The organism is Pseudomonas sp. LBUM1669 (genome assembly GCF_059695705.1).
The window spans coordinates 5701214-5719543 of sequence record NZ_CP166784.1; the positions used below are offsets into that span (position 1 = coordinate 5701214).

The window sequence follows — 18330 nt, forward strand, 5'->3', positions numbered from 1 at the left end:
GTCGTATCCCTCTATTTACTTGCGACGACGGACGATCATTTTGTCGGTACGCTTATTACCACGAGTCTTCGCGCCCTTAGTCGGGAAGCCCCATGGCGATACCGGATGACGACCACCAGAGGTACGACCTTCACCACCACCATGTGGGTGGTCAACCGGGTTCATGGCAACACCACGAACGGTTGGGCGAACGCCACGCCAGCGTTTGGCACCAGCTTTACCCAGCGAACGCAGGCTGTGCTCGGAGTTCGAGACTTCACCCAGGGTCGCGCGGCATTCAGCCAGCACTTTACGCATCTCACCAGAACGCAGACGCAGGGTCACGTAGACACCTTCACGAGCGATCAGCTGAGCCGAAGCACCAGCGGAACGAGCGATTTGCGCGCCTTTACCTGGCTTCAATTCGATGCCGTGTACGGTGCTACCAACTGGAATGTTACGCAGTTGCAGAGCGTTGCCCGGCTTGATCGGTGCCAGAGCACCTGCGATCAGCTGGTCGCCAGCACTCACGCCTTTAGGGGCGATGATGTAGCGACGCTCGCCATCTGCGTACAGCAGCAGAGCGATGTGAGCAGTACGGTTTGGATCGTATTCAATACGCTCGACAGTGGCAGAGATGCCATCTTTGTCGTTGCGACGGAAATCGACCAGACGATAATGCTGCTTATGGCCACCACCGATGTGACGAGTGGTAATACGACCATTGTTGTTACGACCACCAGTCTTCGATTTTTTCTCGAGCAGCGGTGCGTGAGGAGCGCCTTTATGCAGCTCCTGGTTGACCACCTTGACCACAAAACGGCGGCCAGGGGAAGTCGGTTTGCATTTAACGATTGCCATGATGCACCCCTTCCTTACTCAGCACTGCTGCTGAAATCGAGATCTTGGCCTGGCTGAAGGGAGATAACCGCCTTCTTCCAGTCATTACGCTTGCCCAAACCGCGAGCAGTGCGCTTGCTCTTACCCAGAACATTCAGGGTAGTAACACGCTCTACTTTCACGCTGAACAGGCTTTCGACGGCCTTCTTGATTTCCAGCTTGGTTGCGTCAGTTGCAACCTTGAAAACGAACTGGCCTTTCTTGTCAGCCAGAACCGTAGCCTTCTCGGAAACGTGCGGGCCAAGCAGAACTTTAAATACGCGTTCCTGGTTCATCCCAGCAGCTCCTCGAATTTCTTCACGGCCGACACGGTGATCAACACCTTGTCGTATGCGATCAGACTAACTGGATCGGAACCTTGCACGTCACGTACATCAACGTGTGGCAGGTTACGAGCAGCCAGGTACAGGTTCTGATCAACTACTTCAGACACGATCAAGACGTCAGTCAGGCCCATGCCGGTCAGTTTGTTCAGCAGATCTTTGGTCTTCGGTGCATCAACAGCGAAGTCCTGAACCACAACCAGACGATCAGTACGCACCAGCTCAGCAAGGATGGAACGCATTGCTGCGCGATACATCTTCTTGTTCAGCTTCTGGGTGTGATCCTGAGGACGAGCTGCGAAAGTGGTACCGCCGCCGCGCCAGATTGGGCTACGGATAGTACCGGCACGAGCACGGCCAGTACCTTTCTGACGCCAAGGGCGCTTACCGCCACCACGAACGTCGGAACGGGTCTTTTGCTGCTTGCTACCTTGACGGCCGCCGGCCATGTAGGCCACGACTGCTTGGTGAACGAGCGTCTCGTTGAATTCGCCGCCAAATGTCAGTTCGGAAACTTCGATCGCTTGAGCGTCATTTACATTTAATTGCATGTCAGCTTCCCCTTAACCGCGAGCCTTGGCTGCTGGACGTACAACCAAGTTGCCGCCAGTAGCGCCAGGAACAGCGCCCTTGACCAACAACAGATTGCGTTCAGCGTCCACGCGCACTACTTCGAGGGACTGCACGGTCACGCGCTCAGCGCCCATATGACCGGACATTTTTTTGCCCTTGAATACACGACCAGGAGTCTGGCACTGGCCGATAGAGCCTGGAACGCGGTGGGACACGGAGTTACCGTGGGTATTATCTTGCCCGCGGAAGTTCCAACGCTTGATCGTACCCTGGAAGCCTTTACCTTTGGACTGACCGGTTACATCAACCAGTTGACCAGCAGCGAAGATTTCAGCGTTGATCAGATCGCCGGCCTGGTACTCGCCTTCTTCAAGGCGGAATTCCATTACGGTACGACCAGCGGCAACGTTCGCTTTAGCGAAGTGGCCAGCTTGAGCAGCTGTAACACGCGAAGCACGACGCTCGCCTACAGTGACTTGCACTGCACGATAGCCATCGGTCTCTTCAGTTTTGAACTGGGTGACGCGATTCGGTTCGATCTCAATGACCGTGACCGGAATGGAGACACCTTCTTCGGTGAAAATACGGGTCATACCGCATTTACGACCGACTACACCAATAGTCATGTTGTAAACCTCATGAGTGTACGGGGCTTTCACCCGCTATGGCCGCCCATTTCAGAGCGTTACACGACTAAGACCGAGTCTTAGCCGAGGCTGATCTGCACTTCCACACCGGCCGCAAGATCAAGCTTCATAAGCGCATCAACGGTTTTATCCGTTGGCTGGACGATGTCCAGAACGCGCTTATGAGTACGGATCTCGTACTGGTCACGCGCGTCTTTGTTGACGTGCGGGGAGACCAGAACGGTGAACCGCTCTTTACGGGTAGGCAGTGGAATTGGACCACGCACTTGAGCACCAGTACGTTTCGCGGTTTCCACGATTTCCTGGGTGGATTGGTCGATCAGGCGATGGTCAAAAGCCTTCAACCTGATACGGATTTGCTGATTTTGCATTGGATTTCAGACTCCGGCTGCTATTCCCAGCGAGCGCAATACGCCCGTTAAAAGGAGGCGCAATTCTATAGACGGGCTACTACAGTGTCAACCCAATAAAAAAGCCCCCGCTAGGCGGGGGCTTTTTCAAGTCATCACTTATTAAGCGATGATTTTGGCTACGACGCCAGCGCCGACGGTACGACCGCCTTCACGAATAGCGAAACGCAGACCATCTTCCATTGCGATGGTTTTGATCAGGGTGACAACCATTTTGATGTTGTCGCCTGGCATTACCATTTCAACGCCTTCCGGCAGTTCGCAGTTACCGGTCACGTCAGTGGTCCGGAAGTAGAACTGTGGACGGTAGCCTTTGAAGAACGGAGTGTGGCGACCGCCTTCTTCTTTGCTCAACACGTACACTTCAGCTTCGAAGGTAGTGTGCGGCTTAACCGAACCTGGCTTGACCAGAACCTGGCCACGCTCAACGTCATCACGCTTGGTACCACGCAGCAGGACGCCGCAGTTCTCGCCAGCACGACCTTCGTCGAGCAGCTTACGGAACATTTCAACGCCGGTGCAGGTGGTGACAACAGTGTCACGCAGACCAACGATTTCCAGCGAATCCTGAACCTTGACGATACCGCGCTCGATACGGCCAGTTACAACAGTACCACGACCGGAGATCGAGAATACGTCTTCGATTGGCATCAGGAACGGCTTGTCGATAACACGAACCGGATCCGGAATGTAGGTATCCAGAGTCTCAACCAGTTTACGAACGGCAGTGGTGCCCATTTCGTTGTCGTCTTGGCCGTTCAGAGCCATCAGAGCCGAACCGATGATGATCGGAGTGTCGTCACCTGGGAAGTCGTAAGTGCTCAGCAGATCGCGCACTTCCATCTCAACCAGTTCCAGCAGCTCAGCGTCGTCAACCATGTCAGCCTTGTTCAGGAAGACAACGATGTACGGAACGCCAACCTGACGGGACAGCAGGATGTGCTCACGGGTTTGTGGCATCGGACCATCAGCGGCCGAGCAAACCAGGATAGCGCCGTCCATTTGAGCAGCACCGGTGATCATGTTCTTCACATAGTCAGCGTGACCTGGGCAGTCAACGTGAGCGTAGTGACGGATCAGCGAGTTGTATTCAACGTGCGCGGTGTTGATGGTGATACCACGAGCCTTTTCTTCTGGAGCGCTGTCGATTTTATCGAAAGCAACAACAGCCGAACCGAAAACTTCGGAGCAGACGCGAGTCAGAGCAGCGGTCAGCGTGGTTTTACCGTGGTCGACGTGACCGATGGTGCCAACGTTGACGTGCGGGAGGGTACGGTCAAATTTTTCTTTAGCCACGACAATTAACTCCTAGCCTAAAGGGGCTGAATCAGCCTTGTTTTTTGGTAACGGTTTCGACGATGTGCGACGGAGCCGTATTGTATTTTTTGAATTCCATAGAGTAGCTTGCGCGACCTTGGGACATGGAACGGACATCGGTCGCATAACCGAACATCTCACCCAGCGGAACCTCGGCACGAATCACTTTGCCGGAAACCGTGTCTTCCATACCCAGGATCATGCCGCGACGACGGTTAAGGTCGCCCATCACGTCACCCATATAGTCTTCAGGTGTAACAACCTCTACAGCCATGATCGGCTCAAGCAACTCACCACCGCCCTTCTGGGCCAGTTGCTTGGTCGCCATGGAAGCAGCCACCTTAAACGCCATCTCGTTGGAGTCGACGTCGTGGTAGGAACCATCAAACACAGTGGCCTTCAGGCCGATCAGCGGATAGCCGGCAACAACGCCGTTCTTCATCTGCTCTTCGATACCCTTCTGGATCGCCGGGATGTATTCCTTAGGAACAACACCACCCACTACTTCGTTCACGAATTGCAGACCTTCCTGACCTTCGTCAGCAGGAGCAAAACGGATCCAGCAGTGGCCGAACTGACCACGACCGCCGGACTGGCGAACGAATTTGCCTTCGATTTCACAGTTCTTCGTGATGCGCTCACGATACGAAACCTGAGGCTTACCGATGTTGGCTTCGACGTTGAACTCACGGCGCATCCGGTCAACCAGGATGTCCAGGTGCAACTCGCCCATACCAGAGATGATCGTTTGACCAGTCTCTTCATCAGTCTTGACGCGGAAAGATGGATCTTCCTGAGCGAGTTTGCCCAGAGCGACACCCATTTTTTCCTGGTCATCCTTGGTCTTAGGCTCTACGGCGACCGAAATAACCGGCTCCGGGAAGTCCATGCGAACCAGGATGATTGGCTTGGCAGCGTCGCACAAAGTTTCACCAGTGGTGACGTCCTTCATGCCGATCAAGGCCGCGATGTCGCCAGCGCGCACTTCCTTGATTTCTTCACGGGCGTTTGCGTGCATTTGCACCATACGACCCACGCGCTCTTTCTTGCCTTTGACCGAGTTGATCACACCGTCGCCGGAGGCCAACACGCCCGAGTAAACGCGGACGAAAGTCAAAGTACCCACAAATGGATCGGTAGCGATTTTGAAAGCCAGAGCCGAGAACGGCTCGCTGTCATCTGCATGACGCTCCAGATCGATAGTCTCGTCATCCGGGTCAGTACCCTTGATGGCAGGAATATCAACTGGTGCAGGCAGGTAATCGATAACGGCGTCGAGAACCAGGGGAACACCCTTGTTCTTGAAGGAAGAACCGCAAACAGCCAGAACGATCTCACCAGCGATAGTACGCTGACGCAGAGCGGCCTTGATTTCCGCGTTGGTGAGTTCTTCACCTTCGAGGTACTTGTTCATCAGCTCTTCGCTGGCTTCAGCCGCAGCTTCAACCATATTGCCGCGCCACTCGTCAGCCAGTTCCTGCAGTTCAGCAGGGATTGGCTTGCGAACTGGGACCATGCCTTTGTCAGCGTCATTCCAGTAAACAGCTTCCATAGCCATCAGGTCGATCTGACCCTGGAAGTTGTCTTCAGAACCGATAGCCAACTGGATTGGCACCGGGGTATGACCCAGACGCTGCTTGATCTGACCGATCACGCGCAGGAAGTTGGCACCAGCACGGTCCATCTTGTTTACGTAAACAAGACGTGGAACGCCGTACTTGTTGGCCTGACGCCATACGGTTTCCGACTGAGGCTCAACACCCGAAGTGCCGCAGAACACAACGACCGCGCCGTCGAGAACACGCAGGGAACGCTCAACTTCAATGGTGAAGTCAACGTGGCCCGGGGTGTCAATGACGTTGAAGCGGTATTGGTCTTTGTGCTGCTTCTCGGAACCCTGCCAGAAGGCGGTAATAGCAGCAGAAGTAATGGTAATACCACGCTCCTGCTCCTGAACCATCCAGTCTGTGGTCGCGGCGCCGTCATGCACCTCGCCCATCTTGTGACTTTTGCCAGTGTAAAAAAGGACGCGCTCGGTGGTGGTGGTTTTACCAGCATCCACGTGAGCAACGATACCAATGTTACGGTAGCGATTAATCGGTGTTGTACGAGCCATAAAGCCCTCGCAAAATTAGTGACGCTAAAATTAGAAGCGGTAGTGCGAGAAAGCCTTGTTGGCTTCAGCCATACGGTGCACGTCTTCACGCTTCTTAACTGCAGCACCTTTACCTTCAGCGGCGTCCAACAGTTCGCCAGCCAAACGCAGAGCCATAGACTTCTCGCCGCGCTTACGGGCGAAGTCTACCAACCAGCGCATTGCCAGAGCGTTACGACGGGACGGACGAACTTCGACCGGAACCTGGTAAGTAGCACCGCCTACACGGCGCGACTTTACTTCGACCAGCGGAGCGATGGCGTCGAGAGCTTTCTCGAAGATTTCCAGGGGATCGCTGTTCTTGCGTTCTTTAACCTTGTCCAGCGCGCCATAAACGATACGCTCGGCAACGGCTTTCTTGCCGCTTTCCATAACGTGGTTCATGAACTTGGCCAGGATTTGGCTTCCGTATTTTGGATCGTCAAGCACTTCGCGCTTGGCTGCTACGCGTCTTCTTGGCATGGATAAGCCCTCAAACGGTCTTCAGGTTCGCTCGGAATCGGTCCCCTTTCGGGACGCCTCCGACCTTACTCTTATCGACTCAGAAAAATAGAAAATCAGTTTTTACAAAAAGCCACTACTACTTAGGCTTCTTGGTACCGTACTTCGAGCGACCCTGGTTACGACCTTTAACGCCGGAAGTATCCAAAGAACCGCGTACGGTGTGATAACGAACACCTGGCAAGTCTTTTACACGACCGCCGCGGATCAGTACCACGCTGTGCTCTTGCAGGTTGTGGCCTTCACCGCCGATGTACGAGGAAACCTCGAAACCGTTGGTCAGACGCACACGGCATACTTTACGCAGTGCCGAGTTAGGTTTTTTCGGCGTGGTGGTATACACACGGGTGCATACGCCACGACGTTGCGGGCAGTTCTGCAGCGCAGGCACGTCGGATTTCTCGACGATACGCTTACGCGGCTGACGTACCAGCTGGTTGATAGTTGCCATCTACTAGCTCCACTGTTGTCTTGCGACGCTATTGTCTTGCAAGAAAAGCAAAATGGCAGGAACGAATTCCCGCCAAATTTAGGGGTACAAGAGTCTAAAGAGGATCTTGTCCCCAGTCAAGGAAAGGCCCCGACCTCCCCGCTCATCCAATCTCGACAATTTGTCTCGATTCGACGAACGGAGCGACCAGGGCCTCACGCTCATTAATCGCAGAACTCAGTTACCGCTTGAGTTCAGCGCTTCGGTCAGTGCAGCTTCCACTTCACTGGCGCTTACACGCAACGGTTTGTCAGCTTCACGACGACGCTTACGCTCGCTGTGATATGCCAGACCGGTACCCGCCGGGATCAGACGACCTACGACCACGTTTTCTTTCAGGCCGCGCAGGTAATCGCGCTTGCCGGTTACCGCCGCTTCGGTCAGTACGCGAGTGGTTTCCTGGAAGGAAGCCGCCGAGATGAACGATTCGGTGGACAACGACGCCTTGGTAATACCCAACAGCACGCGAGTGAACTTGGAAACGAATTTCTCGTCGCCAGCCAAACGCTCGTTCTCTACAAGAACGTGAGTCAATTCCATCTGGTCGCCCTTGATGAAAGTTGAATCGCCGGACTCAGCGATTTCAACCTTACGCAACATCTGACGCAGGATGGTCTCGATGTGCTTGTCGTTGATCTTCACGCCTTGCAGACGATAAACGTCCTGGATCTCGTTCACGATGTACTTGGCCAGCGCACTCACACCCAGCAGACGCAGGATATCGTGTGGATCGCTCGGGCCGTCGGAGATAACTTCGCCGCGGTTTACCTGTTCGCCTTCGAAGACGTTCAGGTGACGCCACTTAGGAATCAGCTCTTCGTACGGATCGCTACCATCGTTCGGGGTAATGACCAGACGGCGCTTGCCCTTGGTCTCTTTACCGAACGCGATGGTGCCGCTGACTTCAGCCAGAATCGAGGCTTCTTTCGGACGACGGGCTTCGAACAAGTCGGCAACACGCGGCAGACCACCGGTGATGTCACGGGTTTTCGAAGTCTCTTGCGGAATACGAGCGATAACATCACCGATCGCGATTTTCGCACCGTCCGCCACGCCGACCAGGGCGTTGGCAGGCAGGAAGTACTGAGCAATTACGTCGGTACCCGGCAGCAAGAGATCCTTGCCGTTGTCATCAACCATCTTCACAGCAGGACGGATATCTTTACCGGCAGCTGGACGGTCTTTGGCGTCGAGTACTTCAATGTTGGTCATACCGGTCAATTCGTCAGTCTGACGCTTGATCGTGATGCCTTCTTCCATGCCCACGTAGGTCACGGTACCTTTCATTTCGGTAACGATTGGGTGAGTGTGCGGATCCCACTTGGCCACGATTGCGCCAGCGTCGACCTTGTCACCTTCTTTAACCGAAATCACAGCACCGTACGGCAGCTTGTAACGCTCGCGCTCACGACCGAAGTCATCAGCGATCGCCAGCTCACCGGAACGGGACACAGCAACCAGGCAACCATCCACTCGCTCAACGTGCTTCAGGTTATGCAGACGGACGGTACCGCCATTCTTCACCTGAACGCTGTCGGCCGCGGAGGTCCGGCTTGCCGCACCACCGATGTGGAACGTACGCATGGTCAGCTGGGTACCCGGCTCACCGATGGACTGGGCAGCGATGACGCCGACCGCTTCACCGATGTTCACCTGGTGACCACGTGCCAAGTCACGGCCGTAGCACTTGGCGCAAATGCCGTAGCGGGTTTCGCAGCTGATCGGCGAACGCACGATCACTTCATCGATACTGTTCAGCTCGATGAACTCAACCCACTTCTCGTCTACCAGCGTACCGGCAGGAACGATGATTTCTTCGGTACCTGGCTTGAACACGTCACGGGCAATGACACGACCCAATACGCGCTCACCCAATGGCTCAACAACATCACCGCCTTCAATGTGCGGAGTCATTACCAGGCCATGCTCGGTGCCGCAATCGATCTCGGTCACAACCAGATCCTGCGCCACATCTACCAGACGACGAGTCAGGTAACCGGAGTTCGCGGTTTTCAACGCGGTATCCGCCAAACCTTTACGAGCACCGTGAGTGGAGATGAAGTACTGAAGTACGCTCAAACCTTCACGGAAGTTCGCAGTAATCGGCGTTTCGATGATGGAACCGTCCGGCTTCGCCATCAGGCCACGCATACCGGCGAGCTGACGGATCTGCGCAGCAGAACCCCGAGCGCCCGAGTCGGCCATCATGTACATCGAGTTGAAGGACTCTTGGTCGACTTCGACGCCATGGCGGTCAATGACTTTCTCTTTCGAGAGGTTCGCCATCATCGCCTTGGAAACTTCGTCGTTCGCCTTGGACCAAAGGTCAATCACTTTGTTGTACTTCTCGCCCTGGGTTACCAGGCCGGAGGCGTACTGACTTTCGATCTCTTTCACTTCATCAGTGGCAGCATTGATGATGCGGGCTTTTTCATCCGGGATAACGAAGTCGTTAACACCGATGGAAACGCCGGAAATGGTCGAATAGGCAAAACCGGTGTACATCAACTGGTCAGCGAAGATCACGGTCTCTTTCAAACCAACCACGCGGTAGCACTGGTTGATCAGCTTGGAGATCGCCTTTTTCTTCATCGGCTGGTTGACGACGTCGTACGAAAGACCAGGTGGAACAACCTGGAACAACAGCGCACGGCCGACAGTAGTGTCAACGATACGGGTGTTCTTGACGCTGCCACCATCACGATCGTTAACGGTTTCGTGGATCCGCACTTTGACTTTAGCGTGCAGTGCGGCTTCGCCGGCACGGAACACACGGTCAACTTCTTGCAGATCCGCGAACACACGACCTTCGCCTTTGGCATTGATCGCTTCACGAGTCATGTAGTACAGACCCAATACAACGTCCTGCGAAGGAACGATGATTGGCTCACCGTTGGCTGGCGACAGGATGTTGTTGGTCGACATCATCAACGCACGCGCTTCCAACTGGGCTTCCAGTGTCAGCGGTACGTGCACGGCCATTTGGTCGCCGTCGAAGTCGGCGTTGTACGCAGCACAGACCAGAGGGTGCAGCTGGATAGCCTTACCTTCGATCAGTACTGGTTCAAACGCCTGGATACCCAGACGGTGAAGGGTCGGTGCACGGTTGAGGAGAACCGGGTGTTCACGGATCACTTCAGCGAGAACGTCCCAAACCTCAGGCAGCTCGCGCTCGACCATCTTCTTGGCGGCTTTGATGGTGGTAGCGAGACCACGCATTTCCAGCTTGCCGAAAATGAACGGCTTGAACAGCTCGAGAGCCATCTTCTTCGGCAGACCGCACTGGTGCAGACGCAGGGTCGGACCTACGGTAATTACCGAACGACCGGAGTAGTCAACACGCTTACCGAGCAAGTTCTGACGGAAACGACCTTGTTTACCCTTGATCATGTCAGCCAGGGATTTCAGAGGACGCTTGTTAGAACCAGTGATAGCGCGGCCACGACGACCGTTGTCGAGCAGTGCATCGACGGCTTCCTGCAACATACGCTTTTCGTTGCGCACGATGATGTCCGGAGCGGACAGATCAAGCAGGCGCTTCAAGCGGTTGTTACGGTTGATCACTCGACGATACAGATCGTTGAGGTCGGAAGTCGCGAAGCGACCGCCATCCAGCGGGACCAGTGGACGCAGATCTGGCGGCAGAACCGGCAGAACGGTCAGCACCATCCATTCTGGAAGGTTACCGGAACCCTGGAAGGCTTCCATCAACTTCAGACGCTTGGACAGCTTCTTGATTTTGGTTTCGGAGTTGGTTTGCGGAATTTCTTCACGCAGACGGCCAATCTCGTGTTCCAGATCGATAGCGTGCAGCAGTTCACGGACAGCTTCGGCACCCATGCGGGCATCGAAATCGTCGCCGAACTCTTCCAGCGCTTCGAAGTACTGCTCGTCGTTGAGCAGCTGGCCTTTTTCAAGGGTGGTCATGCCTGGGTCGATAACGACATAGCTCTCGAAGTAGAGAACGCGTTCGATATCACGCAGGGTCATGTCCATCAGCAAGCCGATACGCGACGGCAGCGATTTCAGGAACCAGATGTGGGCAACTGGCGAGGCCAGTTCGATGTGCGCCATGCGCTCACGACGAACTTTTGCCAGCGCGACTTCAACGCCGCACTTCTCGCAGATCACACCACGGTGCTTCAAGCGCTTGTACTTACCGCACAGGCACTCGTAATCCTTTACCGGGCCAAAGATCTTGGCGCAGAACAGGCCGTCACGTTCAGGTTTGAACGTACGGTAGTTGATGGTTTCCGGCTTTTTAACTTCACCGAACGACCACGAACGGATCATCTCAGGCGATGCCAATCCAATACGGATGGCGTCGAACTCTTCGACTTGACCCTGGTTTTTCAGCAAATTCAGTAGGTCTTTCAAGGCCTTTCCTCCTGGCGGAGCAGAGAGCGGGCAATCCTGCCCCGCTCTCGATTCGCGTCACGTGTTATTCGGTTTCCAGATCGATATCGATGCCGAGGGAACGAATTTCCTTGATCAACACGTTGAAGGACTCGGGCATGCCCGGCTCCATACGGTGATCGCCATCCACGATGTTTTTGTACATCTTGGTACGGCCGTTCACATCGTCCGACTTCACTGTGAGCATTTCTTGCAGAGTGTAAGCAGCACCGTATGCTTCCAGTGCCCAGACCTCCATCTCCCCGAAACGCTGACCACCGAACTGCGCCTTACCACCCAGCGGCTGCTGGGTAACCAGGCTGTACGAACCGGTAGAACGAGCGTGCATCTTGTCGTCTACCAAGTGGTTCAGCTTCAGCATGTACATGTAGCCAACAGTAACCGGGCGCTCGAACTTGTTGCCGGTACGGCCGTCGGTCAGCTGCATCTGGCCGCTTTCTGGCAGGTCTGCCAGTTTCAGCATGGCTTTGATTTCGCTTTCCTTGGCGCCGTCGAACACTGGAGTGGCCATTGGAACGCCGCCACGCAGGTTCTTCGCCAGATCCAGGATTTCCTGATCGGAGAAGCTATCCAGATCTTCGTTACGACCGCCGATCTGGTTGTAGATCTCGTCGAGGAATTTACGAAGTTCAGCGACTTTGCGCTGCTCTTCGATCATCCGGTTGATCTTCTCGCCCAGACCTTTGGCCGCGAGGCCCAGGTGGGTTTCAAGGATCTGACCAACGTTCATACGCGAAGGTACGCCCAACGGGTTGAGGACAACGTCGACCGGGGTGCCATTGGCATCGTGCGGCATGTCTTCAACCGGCATGATCACGGAGACCACACCTTTGTTACCGTGACGACCGGCCATCTTGTCGCCCGGCTGGATGCGGCGACGGATTGCCAGGTAAACCTTGACGATTTTCAGCACGCCTGGAGCCAGGTCATCGCCCTGCTGCAGTTTGCGCTTCTTGTCTTCGAACTTGTCGTCCAGCAAACGGCGGCGATCAACGATGTAGGCCTGAGCCTTCTCGAGCTGCTCGTTCAGAGCATCTTCAGCCATGCGCAGTTTGAACCACTGACCATGCTCAAGACCGTCGAGAACTTCGTCGGTGATGTCCTGCCCCTTCTTCAGCCCGGCGCCGCCTTCGGCTTTGTGGCCGACCAGAGCGGAGCGCAGACGTTCGAAAGTGGCGCCTTCAACGATACGGAACTCTTCGTTCAGGTCCTTGCGGATCTCGTCGAGTTGAGTCTTCTCGATCGACAGTGCGCGAGCATCACGCTCAACGCCGTCGCGGGTGAAGACCTGTACGTCGATGACGGTACCCTTGGTGCCGGTAGGCACGCGCAGGGAAGTGTCTTTAACGTCGCTGGCTTTTTCACCGAAGATGGCACGCAACAGCTTCTCTTCCGGAGTCAGTTGTGTCTCGCCTTTCGGAGTGACCTTACCAACCAGGATGTCGCCTGCGCCAACTTCAGCACCTACGTAAACGATACCGGCTTCGTCCAGTTTGTTCAGTGCAGCCTCACCCACGTTCGGGATGTCTGCAGTGATTTCCTCTGGCCCAAGCTTGGTGTCACGTGCCACACAGGTCAGTTCCTGAATGTGGATCGTGGTAAAGCGGTCTTCTTGAACAACTCGTTCCGACAGGCAGATGGAGTCTTCGAAGTTGTAACCGTTCCAGGCCATGAACGCGATACGCATGTTCTGACCCAGCGCCAGCTCACCCATGTCGGTGGACGGGCCGTCAGCCATGATGTCGCTACGCTGAACCCGATCACCTTTACGCACCAGCGGACGCTGGTTGATGCAGGTGTTCTGGTTGGAGCGGGTGTATTTGGTCAGGTTGTAGATGTCGACACCAGCTTCACCGGTTTCAACTTCATCATCAGCAACACGAACCACGATACGGCTGGCATCAACGGAGTCGATCACGCCGCCACGACGAGCCACGACACAAACGCCGGAGTCACGGGCTACGTTACGCTCCATGCCGGTACCGACCAGCGGCTTGTCAGCACGCAAGGTTGGTACAGCTTGACGCTGCATGTTCGAACCCATCAACGCACGGTTGGCGTCATCGTGCTCGAGGAACGGGATCAGCGACGCAGCAACCGAAACTACCTGCTTCGGCGATACGTCCATCAAGGTGACGTCTTCCGGCGCCTTAACGGTGAACTCGTTCAAGTGACGAACAGCTACCAGCTCGTCGACCAGCATTTTCTTGTCGTTCATCGTGGCCGAAGCCTGAGCGATCACGTGATCAGCTTCTTCGATGGCCGACAGGAACACGATCTCGTCGGTGACCAGAGCGTCTTTCACCACACGGTACGGGCTTTCGAGGAAGCCGTACTGGTTGGTGCGCGCATAAGCGGCCAGGGAGTTGATCAGACCGATGTTCGGACCTTCCGGCGTTTCAATCGGGCATACACGACCGTAGTGAGTCGGGTGTACGTCACGAACTTCAAAGCCAGCACGCTCACGAGTCAAACCGCCAGGGCCGAGTGCAGAAACACGACGCTTGTGGGTAATCTCGGACAGCGGGTTGTTCTGGTCCATGAACTGGGAAAGCTGGCTGGAACCGAAGAACTCTTTCACCGCCGCAGCCACTGGCTTGGCGTTGATCAGGTCTTGCGGCATCAGGCCTTCGCTTTCAGCCATCGACAGACGCTCTTTGACCGCACGCTCAACACGTACCAGGCCAACGCGGAACTGGTTCTCGGCCATTTCGCCTACGCAGCGAACACGACGGTTACCCAGGTGGTCGATGTCATCGACGATGCCTTTACCGTTACGGATGTCGACCAGAGTCTTCAGCACCGCAACGATGTCTTCTTTGCACAACACGCCCGAACCTTCGATCTCGGTACGACCGATACGACGGTTGAACTTCATCCGGCCGACCGCAGACAGGTCATAGCGCTCAGGACTGAAGAACAGGTTGTTGAACAGAGTCTCGGCAGCGTCTTTGGTTGGCGGCTCGCCTGGACGCATCATGCGATAGATCTCGACCAGCGCTTCCAATTGGTTGCTGGTGGAGTCGATCTTCAGAGTGTCGGAGACGAACGGACCGCAGTCGATATCGTTGGTGTACAGAGTTTCGATGCGAACAACCTGGGACTTGGCGATTTTTGCCAGGATTTCGGTGTTCAGTTCGGTATTGCACTCTGCCAGGATTTCGCCGGTTGCCGGATGCACGATGACCTTGGCGGTAGTGCGACCCAGGACGTAGTCCAGAGGCACTTGCAGCTCTTTGATCCCGGCTTTTTCCAGCTGGTTGATGTGGCGAGCGGTAATACGACGACCTTGCTCGACAATAACCTTGCCTTTGTCATCCAGGATATCCAGGACAGCAATTTCACCACGCAGGCGCTGAGGCACCAGTTCCAGGCTGAGGTTTTCACCCTGCACGTGGAAGACGTTGGTGGTGTAGAACGCGTCAAGCACTTCCTCAGTGGTATAGCCGAGCGCGCGCAGCAGTACCGATGCAGGCAGCTTGCGACGACGGTCGATACGCACGAACACACAGTCTTTCGGGTCGAACTCGAAGTCCAGCCACGAACCGCGGTAAGGAATGATGCGCGCGGAGTACAGCAGTTTACCGGAGCTGTGCGTCTTGCCACGGTCGTGGTCGAAGAACACGCCCGGGGAACGGTGCAGCTGGGAAACGATTACACGCTCGGTACCGTTGATTACGAAGGTACCGTTCTCGGTCATCAGGGGAATTTCACCCATGTAGACTTCTTGCTCTTTAATGTCCTTGATCGCTTTGTTCGACGATTCTTTGTCGAAAATGATCAGGCGCACTTTTACCCGCAAAGGTACGGCGTAAGTTACACCGCGTAATACGCATTCTTTGACATCAAATGCCGGTTCGCCCAAGCGATAACCGACGTACTCCAGCGCAGCATTGCCGGAGTAGCTGATGATCGGGAACACGGATTTGAAGGCCGCATGCAGGCCCACGTCGCGGAACTGATCTTTAGTCGCTCCCGCTTGCAAGAATTCACGATACGAATCCAGCTGGATGGCCAGGAGGTACGGCACATCCATGACGTCCGGCAACTTGCTAAAGTCCTTGCGGATACGTTTTTTCTCAGTATATGAGTAAGCCATCAGCGTTCCCCAGCTTGGTCACCTGCTTGTTTGGCCCCTCCCGACGGGAGCAGCCAGAAAATCGTGCAAACCCCATGGTTTGCGCCACCGCATCGGGTGGTTACCGCTCGTTACCAGCACCGACCGAGTCGGCTGCCAATAACGGAAAAAGGCCGGTGGCAAGAGCCACCAGCCATCAGCCTTTCGCTTAACGCTCGGGCTGGAGGAGCAAAGTCGATGCTTACTTCAGCTCGACTTTAGCGCCTGCTTCTTCCAGAGTGGCTTTGGCTTTGTCAGCTGCGTCTTTCGAAACAGCTTCCAGAACCACGCCAGGAGCGCCGTCAACTACTGCCTTGGCTTCTTTCAAGCCCAGACCGGTCAGTTCACGTACTGCCTTGATCACGTTAACTTTCTTCTCGCCAGCTTCCAGCAGCATGACGTTGAATTCAGTTTGTTCTTCAACAACAGCAGCGACAGCAGCTGGACCAGCGGAAGCAGCGGCAGCAGAAACGCCGAACTTCTCTTCCATGGCCTTGATCAGCTCAACGATTTCCAGAACGGATTTTTCGCCGATTGCTTCGATGATTTGGTCGTTAGTCAGAGACATGACTATAAATTCCTGTATTGGGGTGACAGCCTACGCGGCCATCGAAATAAACAATAAACGCTGAAAGGTGTCGCTCAGCCTTAGGCTGCAGCGGCTTCTTTCTGGTCGCGAAGAGCCGCCAGAGTACGAGCCAATTTGCTGGTTGCGCCTTGAATCACGCTCATCAGCTGAGAAATTGCTTCGTCACGGGTCGGCAGGCTTGCCAGTACGTCGATCTGATTAGCCGCGAGGAACTTGCCCTCGAACGCAGCTGCCTTGATCTCGAACTTATCCTGACCTTTTGCGAACTCTTTGAAGATACGAGCAGCAGCGCCCGGATGTTCTTTGGAGAATGCAATCAAGGTCGGGCCAGTGAACACGTCGTTGAGCACGTCATATTGAGTGCCAGCAACGGCGCGCTTGAGCAGGGTGTTACGTACAACACGTACGTAAACGCCAGCTTCACGAGCCTCTTTACGGAGTCCGGTCATAGCGCCTACTGTTACGCCACGGGCATCAGCCACGACAGCGGACAGAGCAACTTGGGCAGCCTTGTTGACTTCAGCGACGATGGCCTTCTTGTCTTCAAGTTTAATTGCCACGGGAAAAACTCCTGCTTGTTACCGTTTCATCCAACCGAGGCTAGATGTCGTTTTGGTGTCTGATTCGGTAAGGAACCGGGAGCACCATCTGCGTAGGCTTGAGGTTTAAGACTTGCGCCGCCTACGGTCTTGGATAGCCCCCGCAAGGCAGGGACCCCAATCTTTCAATTGGCGCAATCGCTTGCGCCAATCTGTGTCTTACGCGTCGAGCGAGCCTTGGTCGATGACCAGACCTGGACCCATGGTGGTGCTCAGGGTAACGCGCTTGACGTAAATACCTTTCGACGAAGCTGGTTTGATACGCTTCAGATCAGCGATCAGGGCTTCAACGTTTTCCTTCAGCTTGACGGCGTCAAAGCCGACTTTGCCAACGGAGGTGTGAATGATGCCGTTTTTGTCGGTGCGATAACGAACCTGACCAGCCTTGGCGTTTTTAACCGCCGTAGCTACGTCTGGCGTTACGGTGCCGACTTTAGGGTTAGGCATCAGGCCGCGCGGACCCAGGATCTGACCCAACTGACCAACAACGCGCATGGCATCCGGGGATGCGATAACTACGTCATAGTTCAGGTCGCCGCCTTTCATTTCGGCAGCCAGGTCGTCCATACCTACACGGTCAGCGCCGGCAGCCAGAGCGGCCTCAGCAGCTGGACCCTGGGTGAACACAGCTACGCGAACAGTCTTACCAGTGCCGTGTGGCAGCACAGTAGCGCTACGAACAACCTGGTCAGATTTACGCGGGTCAACGCCCAAGTTTACAGCAACGTCGAACGACTCGCTGAACTTGACAGTCGACAGCTCAGCCAGCAGAGCGGCAGCATCTACAAAGTTGTAGGACTTGCCTGCTTCGATTTTGCCGGCGATAGCCTTTTGACGCTTGGTCAACTTAGCCATTACACACCCTCCACGTTAAGGCCCATGCTACGAGCAGAACCGGCGATAGTACGCACGGCTGCGTCCATATCAGCTGCAGTCAGATCCGCGTTTTTGGTTTTCGCGATTTCTTCCAGCTGAGCACGGGTCACGGTGCCAACCTTAACGGTGTTCGGACGAGCGGAACCGCTAGTCAGACCAGCAGCCTTCTTCAGCAGAACCGAAGCAGGGGTGGACTTGGTTTCGAAAGTGAAGCTACGGTCGCTGTAGACAGTGATGATCACTGGAGTCGGCAGACCTGGTTCAATACCCTGAGTACGGGCGTTGAAAGCCTTGCAGAATTCCATGATGTTCACGCCGTGCTGACCCAGAGCAGGACCAACAGGTGGGCTTGGGTTAGCCTGAGCGGCCTTCACTTGCAGCTTGATGTAAGCGGTAATCTTCTTGGCCATGAGGCACTCCAATTACGGGTTCGAACGC

15 protein-coding genes are annotated in these 18330 nt (G+C 55.2%); all 15 read right to left on the reverse strand.

The window, feature by feature from the left end; all coding sequences use genetic code 11:
• Window positions 1–15 precede the first annotated feature (15 nt).
• On the reverse strand, window positions 16–840 hold the full coding sequence (gene rplB / locus ACA051_RS26565; protein ID WP_003176423.1) for a 50S ribosomal protein L2: 825 nt from the start codon (window positions 838–840) through the stop codon (window positions 16–18).
• A 14-nt stretch (window positions 841–854) separates the two neighbouring features.
• Window positions 855–1154: a 50S ribosomal protein L23 gene (gene rplW / locus ACA051_RS26570; RefSeq protein WP_002555488.1), complete on the reverse strand. Its 300-nt coding sequence runs from the start codon at window positions 1152–1154 to the stop codon at window positions 855–857.
• Window positions 1151–1753, reverse strand: coding sequence for a 50S ribosomal protein L4 (gene rplD / locus ACA051_RS26575; RefSeq protein WP_007896707.1), 603 nt, complete (start codon window positions 1751–1753; stop codon window positions 1151–1153). Before rplD ends, rplW begins: the two co-directional genes overlap by 4 nt.
• Window positions 1754–1765: 12 nt before the next feature.
• On the reverse strand, window positions 1766–2401 hold the full coding sequence (gene rplC, locus ACA051_RS26580; protein WP_003186059.1) for a 50S ribosomal protein L3: 636 nt from the start codon (window positions 2399–2401) through the stop codon (window positions 1766–1768).
• A gap of 80 nt (window positions 2402–2481) precedes the next feature.
• Window positions 2482–2793 (reverse strand): 30S ribosomal protein S10, encoded by a 312-nt coding sequence (rpsJ, locus tag ACA051_RS26585; RefSeq protein ID WP_003186070.1) that lies wholly within the window; start codon window positions 2791–2793, stop codon window positions 2482–2484.
• 141 nt (window positions 2794–2934) lie between these two features.
• Window positions 2935–4128 (reverse strand): elongation factor Tu, encoded by a 1194-nt coding sequence (tuf, locus tag ACA051_RS26590; RefSeq protein WP_497305854.1) that lies wholly within the window; start codon window positions 4126–4128, stop codon window positions 2935–2937.
• Between the two features lie 31 nt (window positions 4129–4159).
• Window positions 4160–6265, reverse strand: a complete 2106-nt coding sequence (fusA, locus tag ACA051_RS26595) for an elongation factor G (RefSeq protein ID WP_283181874.1) — start codon at window positions 6263–6265, stop codon at window positions 4160–4162.
• Window positions 6266–6295: 30 nt separating this feature from the next.
• Window positions 6296–6766: a 30S ribosomal protein S7 gene (rpsG, locus tag ACA051_RS26600; RefSeq protein WP_010490886.1), complete on the reverse strand. Its 471-nt coding sequence runs from the start codon at window positions 6764–6766 to the stop codon at window positions 6296–6298.
• A gap of 118 nt (window positions 6767–6884) precedes the next feature.
• A complete protein-coding gene (gene rpsL, locus ACA051_RS26605) occupies window positions 6885–7256 on the reverse strand; it encodes a 30S ribosomal protein S12 (protein WP_002555494.1) in 372 nt (123 codons plus the stop codon).
• Between the two features lie 216 nt (window positions 7257–7472).
• A complete protein-coding gene (gene rpoC, locus ACA051_RS26610) occupies window positions 7473–11672 on the reverse strand; it encodes a DNA-directed RNA polymerase subunit beta' (protein ID WP_497305857.1) in 4200 nt (1399 codons plus the stop codon).
• A gap of 64 nt (window positions 11673–11736) precedes the next feature.
• Complete coding sequence (gene rpoB / locus ACA051_RS26615) at window positions 11737–15810, reverse strand: DNA-directed RNA polymerase subunit beta (RefSeq protein WP_497305859.1); 4074 nt, start codon at window positions 15808–15810, stop codon at window positions 11737–11739.
• 220 nt (window positions 15811–16030) lie between these two features.
• The gene (rplL, locus tag ACA051_RS26620; protein WP_008145490.1) at window positions 16031–16396 is read right to left on the reverse strand and encodes a 50S ribosomal protein L7/L12; all 366 of its coding nucleotides are present in this window, start codon (window positions 16394–16396) and stop codon (window positions 16031–16033) included.
• Window positions 16397–16476: 80 nt separating this feature from the next.
• Entirely contained in the window at window positions 16477–16977 is a 501-nt protein-coding gene (gene rplJ / locus ACA051_RS26625; RefSeq protein WP_010467255.1) for a 50S ribosomal protein L10, read from the reverse strand.
• 198 nt (window positions 16978–17175) lie between these two features.
• Complete coding sequence (rplA, locus tag ACA051_RS26630) at window positions 17176–17871, reverse strand: 50S ribosomal protein L1 (RefSeq protein ID WP_007896626.1); 696 nt, start codon at window positions 17869–17871, stop codon at window positions 17176–17178.
• Window positions 17871–18302, reverse strand: coding sequence for a 50S ribosomal protein L11 (gene rplK, locus ACA051_RS26635; protein WP_003210097.1), 432 nt, complete (start codon window positions 18300–18302; stop codon window positions 17871–17873). Before rplK ends, rplA begins: the two co-directional genes overlap by 1 nt.
• Window positions 18303–18330: the final 28 nt, after the last annotated feature.

What these genes read in the sequence shown, in the direction of transcription:
- rpsJ (WP_003186070.1), bottom strand. Translation starts at nt 2,793, where the DNA reads ATGCAAAATCAGCAAATCCGTATCAGGTTGAAGGCTTTTGACCATCGC.
- rplL (WP_008145490.1), bottom strand. Translation starts at nt 16,396, where the DNA reads ATGTCTCTGACTAACGACCAAATCATCGAAGCAATCGGCGAAAAATCC.
- rplB (WP_003176423.1), bottom strand. Translation starts at nt 840, where the DNA reads ATGGCAATCGTTAAATGCAAACCGACTTCCCCTGGCCGCCGTTTTGTG.
- rplD (WP_007896707.1), bottom strand. Translation starts at nt 1,753, where the DNA reads ATGCAATTAAATGTAAATGACGCTCAAGCGATCGAAGTTTCCGAACTG.
- rpoB (WP_497305859.1), bottom strand. Translation starts at nt 15,810, where the DNA reads ATGGCTTACTCATATACTGAGAAAAAACGTATCCGCAAGGACTTTAGC.
- rpsG (WP_010490886.1), bottom strand. Translation starts at nt 6,766, where the DNA reads ATGCCAAGAAGACGCGTAGCAGCCAAGCGCGAAGTGCTTGACGATCCA.
- rplA (WP_007896626.1), bottom strand. Translation starts at nt 17,871, where the DNA reads ATGGCTAAGTTGACCAAGCGTCAAAAGGCTATCGCCGGCAAAATCGAA.
- rplW (WP_002555488.1), bottom strand. Translation starts at nt 1,154, where the DNA reads ATGAACCAGGAACGCGTATTTAAAGTTCTGCTTGGCCCGCACGTTTCC.
- rplK (WP_003210097.1), bottom strand. Translation starts at nt 18,302, where the DNA reads ATGGCCAAGAAGATTACCGCTTACATCAAGCTGCAAGTGAAGGCCGCT.
- fusA (WP_283181874.1), bottom strand. Translation starts at nt 6,265, where the DNA reads ATGGCTCGTACAACACCGATTAATCGCTACCGTAACATTGGTATCGTT.
- rplC (WP_003186059.1), bottom strand. Translation starts at nt 2,401, where the DNA reads ATGACTATTGGTGTAGTCGGTCGTAAATGCGGTATGACCCGTATTTTC.
- rpsL (WP_002555494.1), bottom strand. Translation starts at nt 7,256, where the DNA reads ATGGCAACTATCAACCAGCTGGTACGTCAGCCGCGTAAGCGTATCGTC.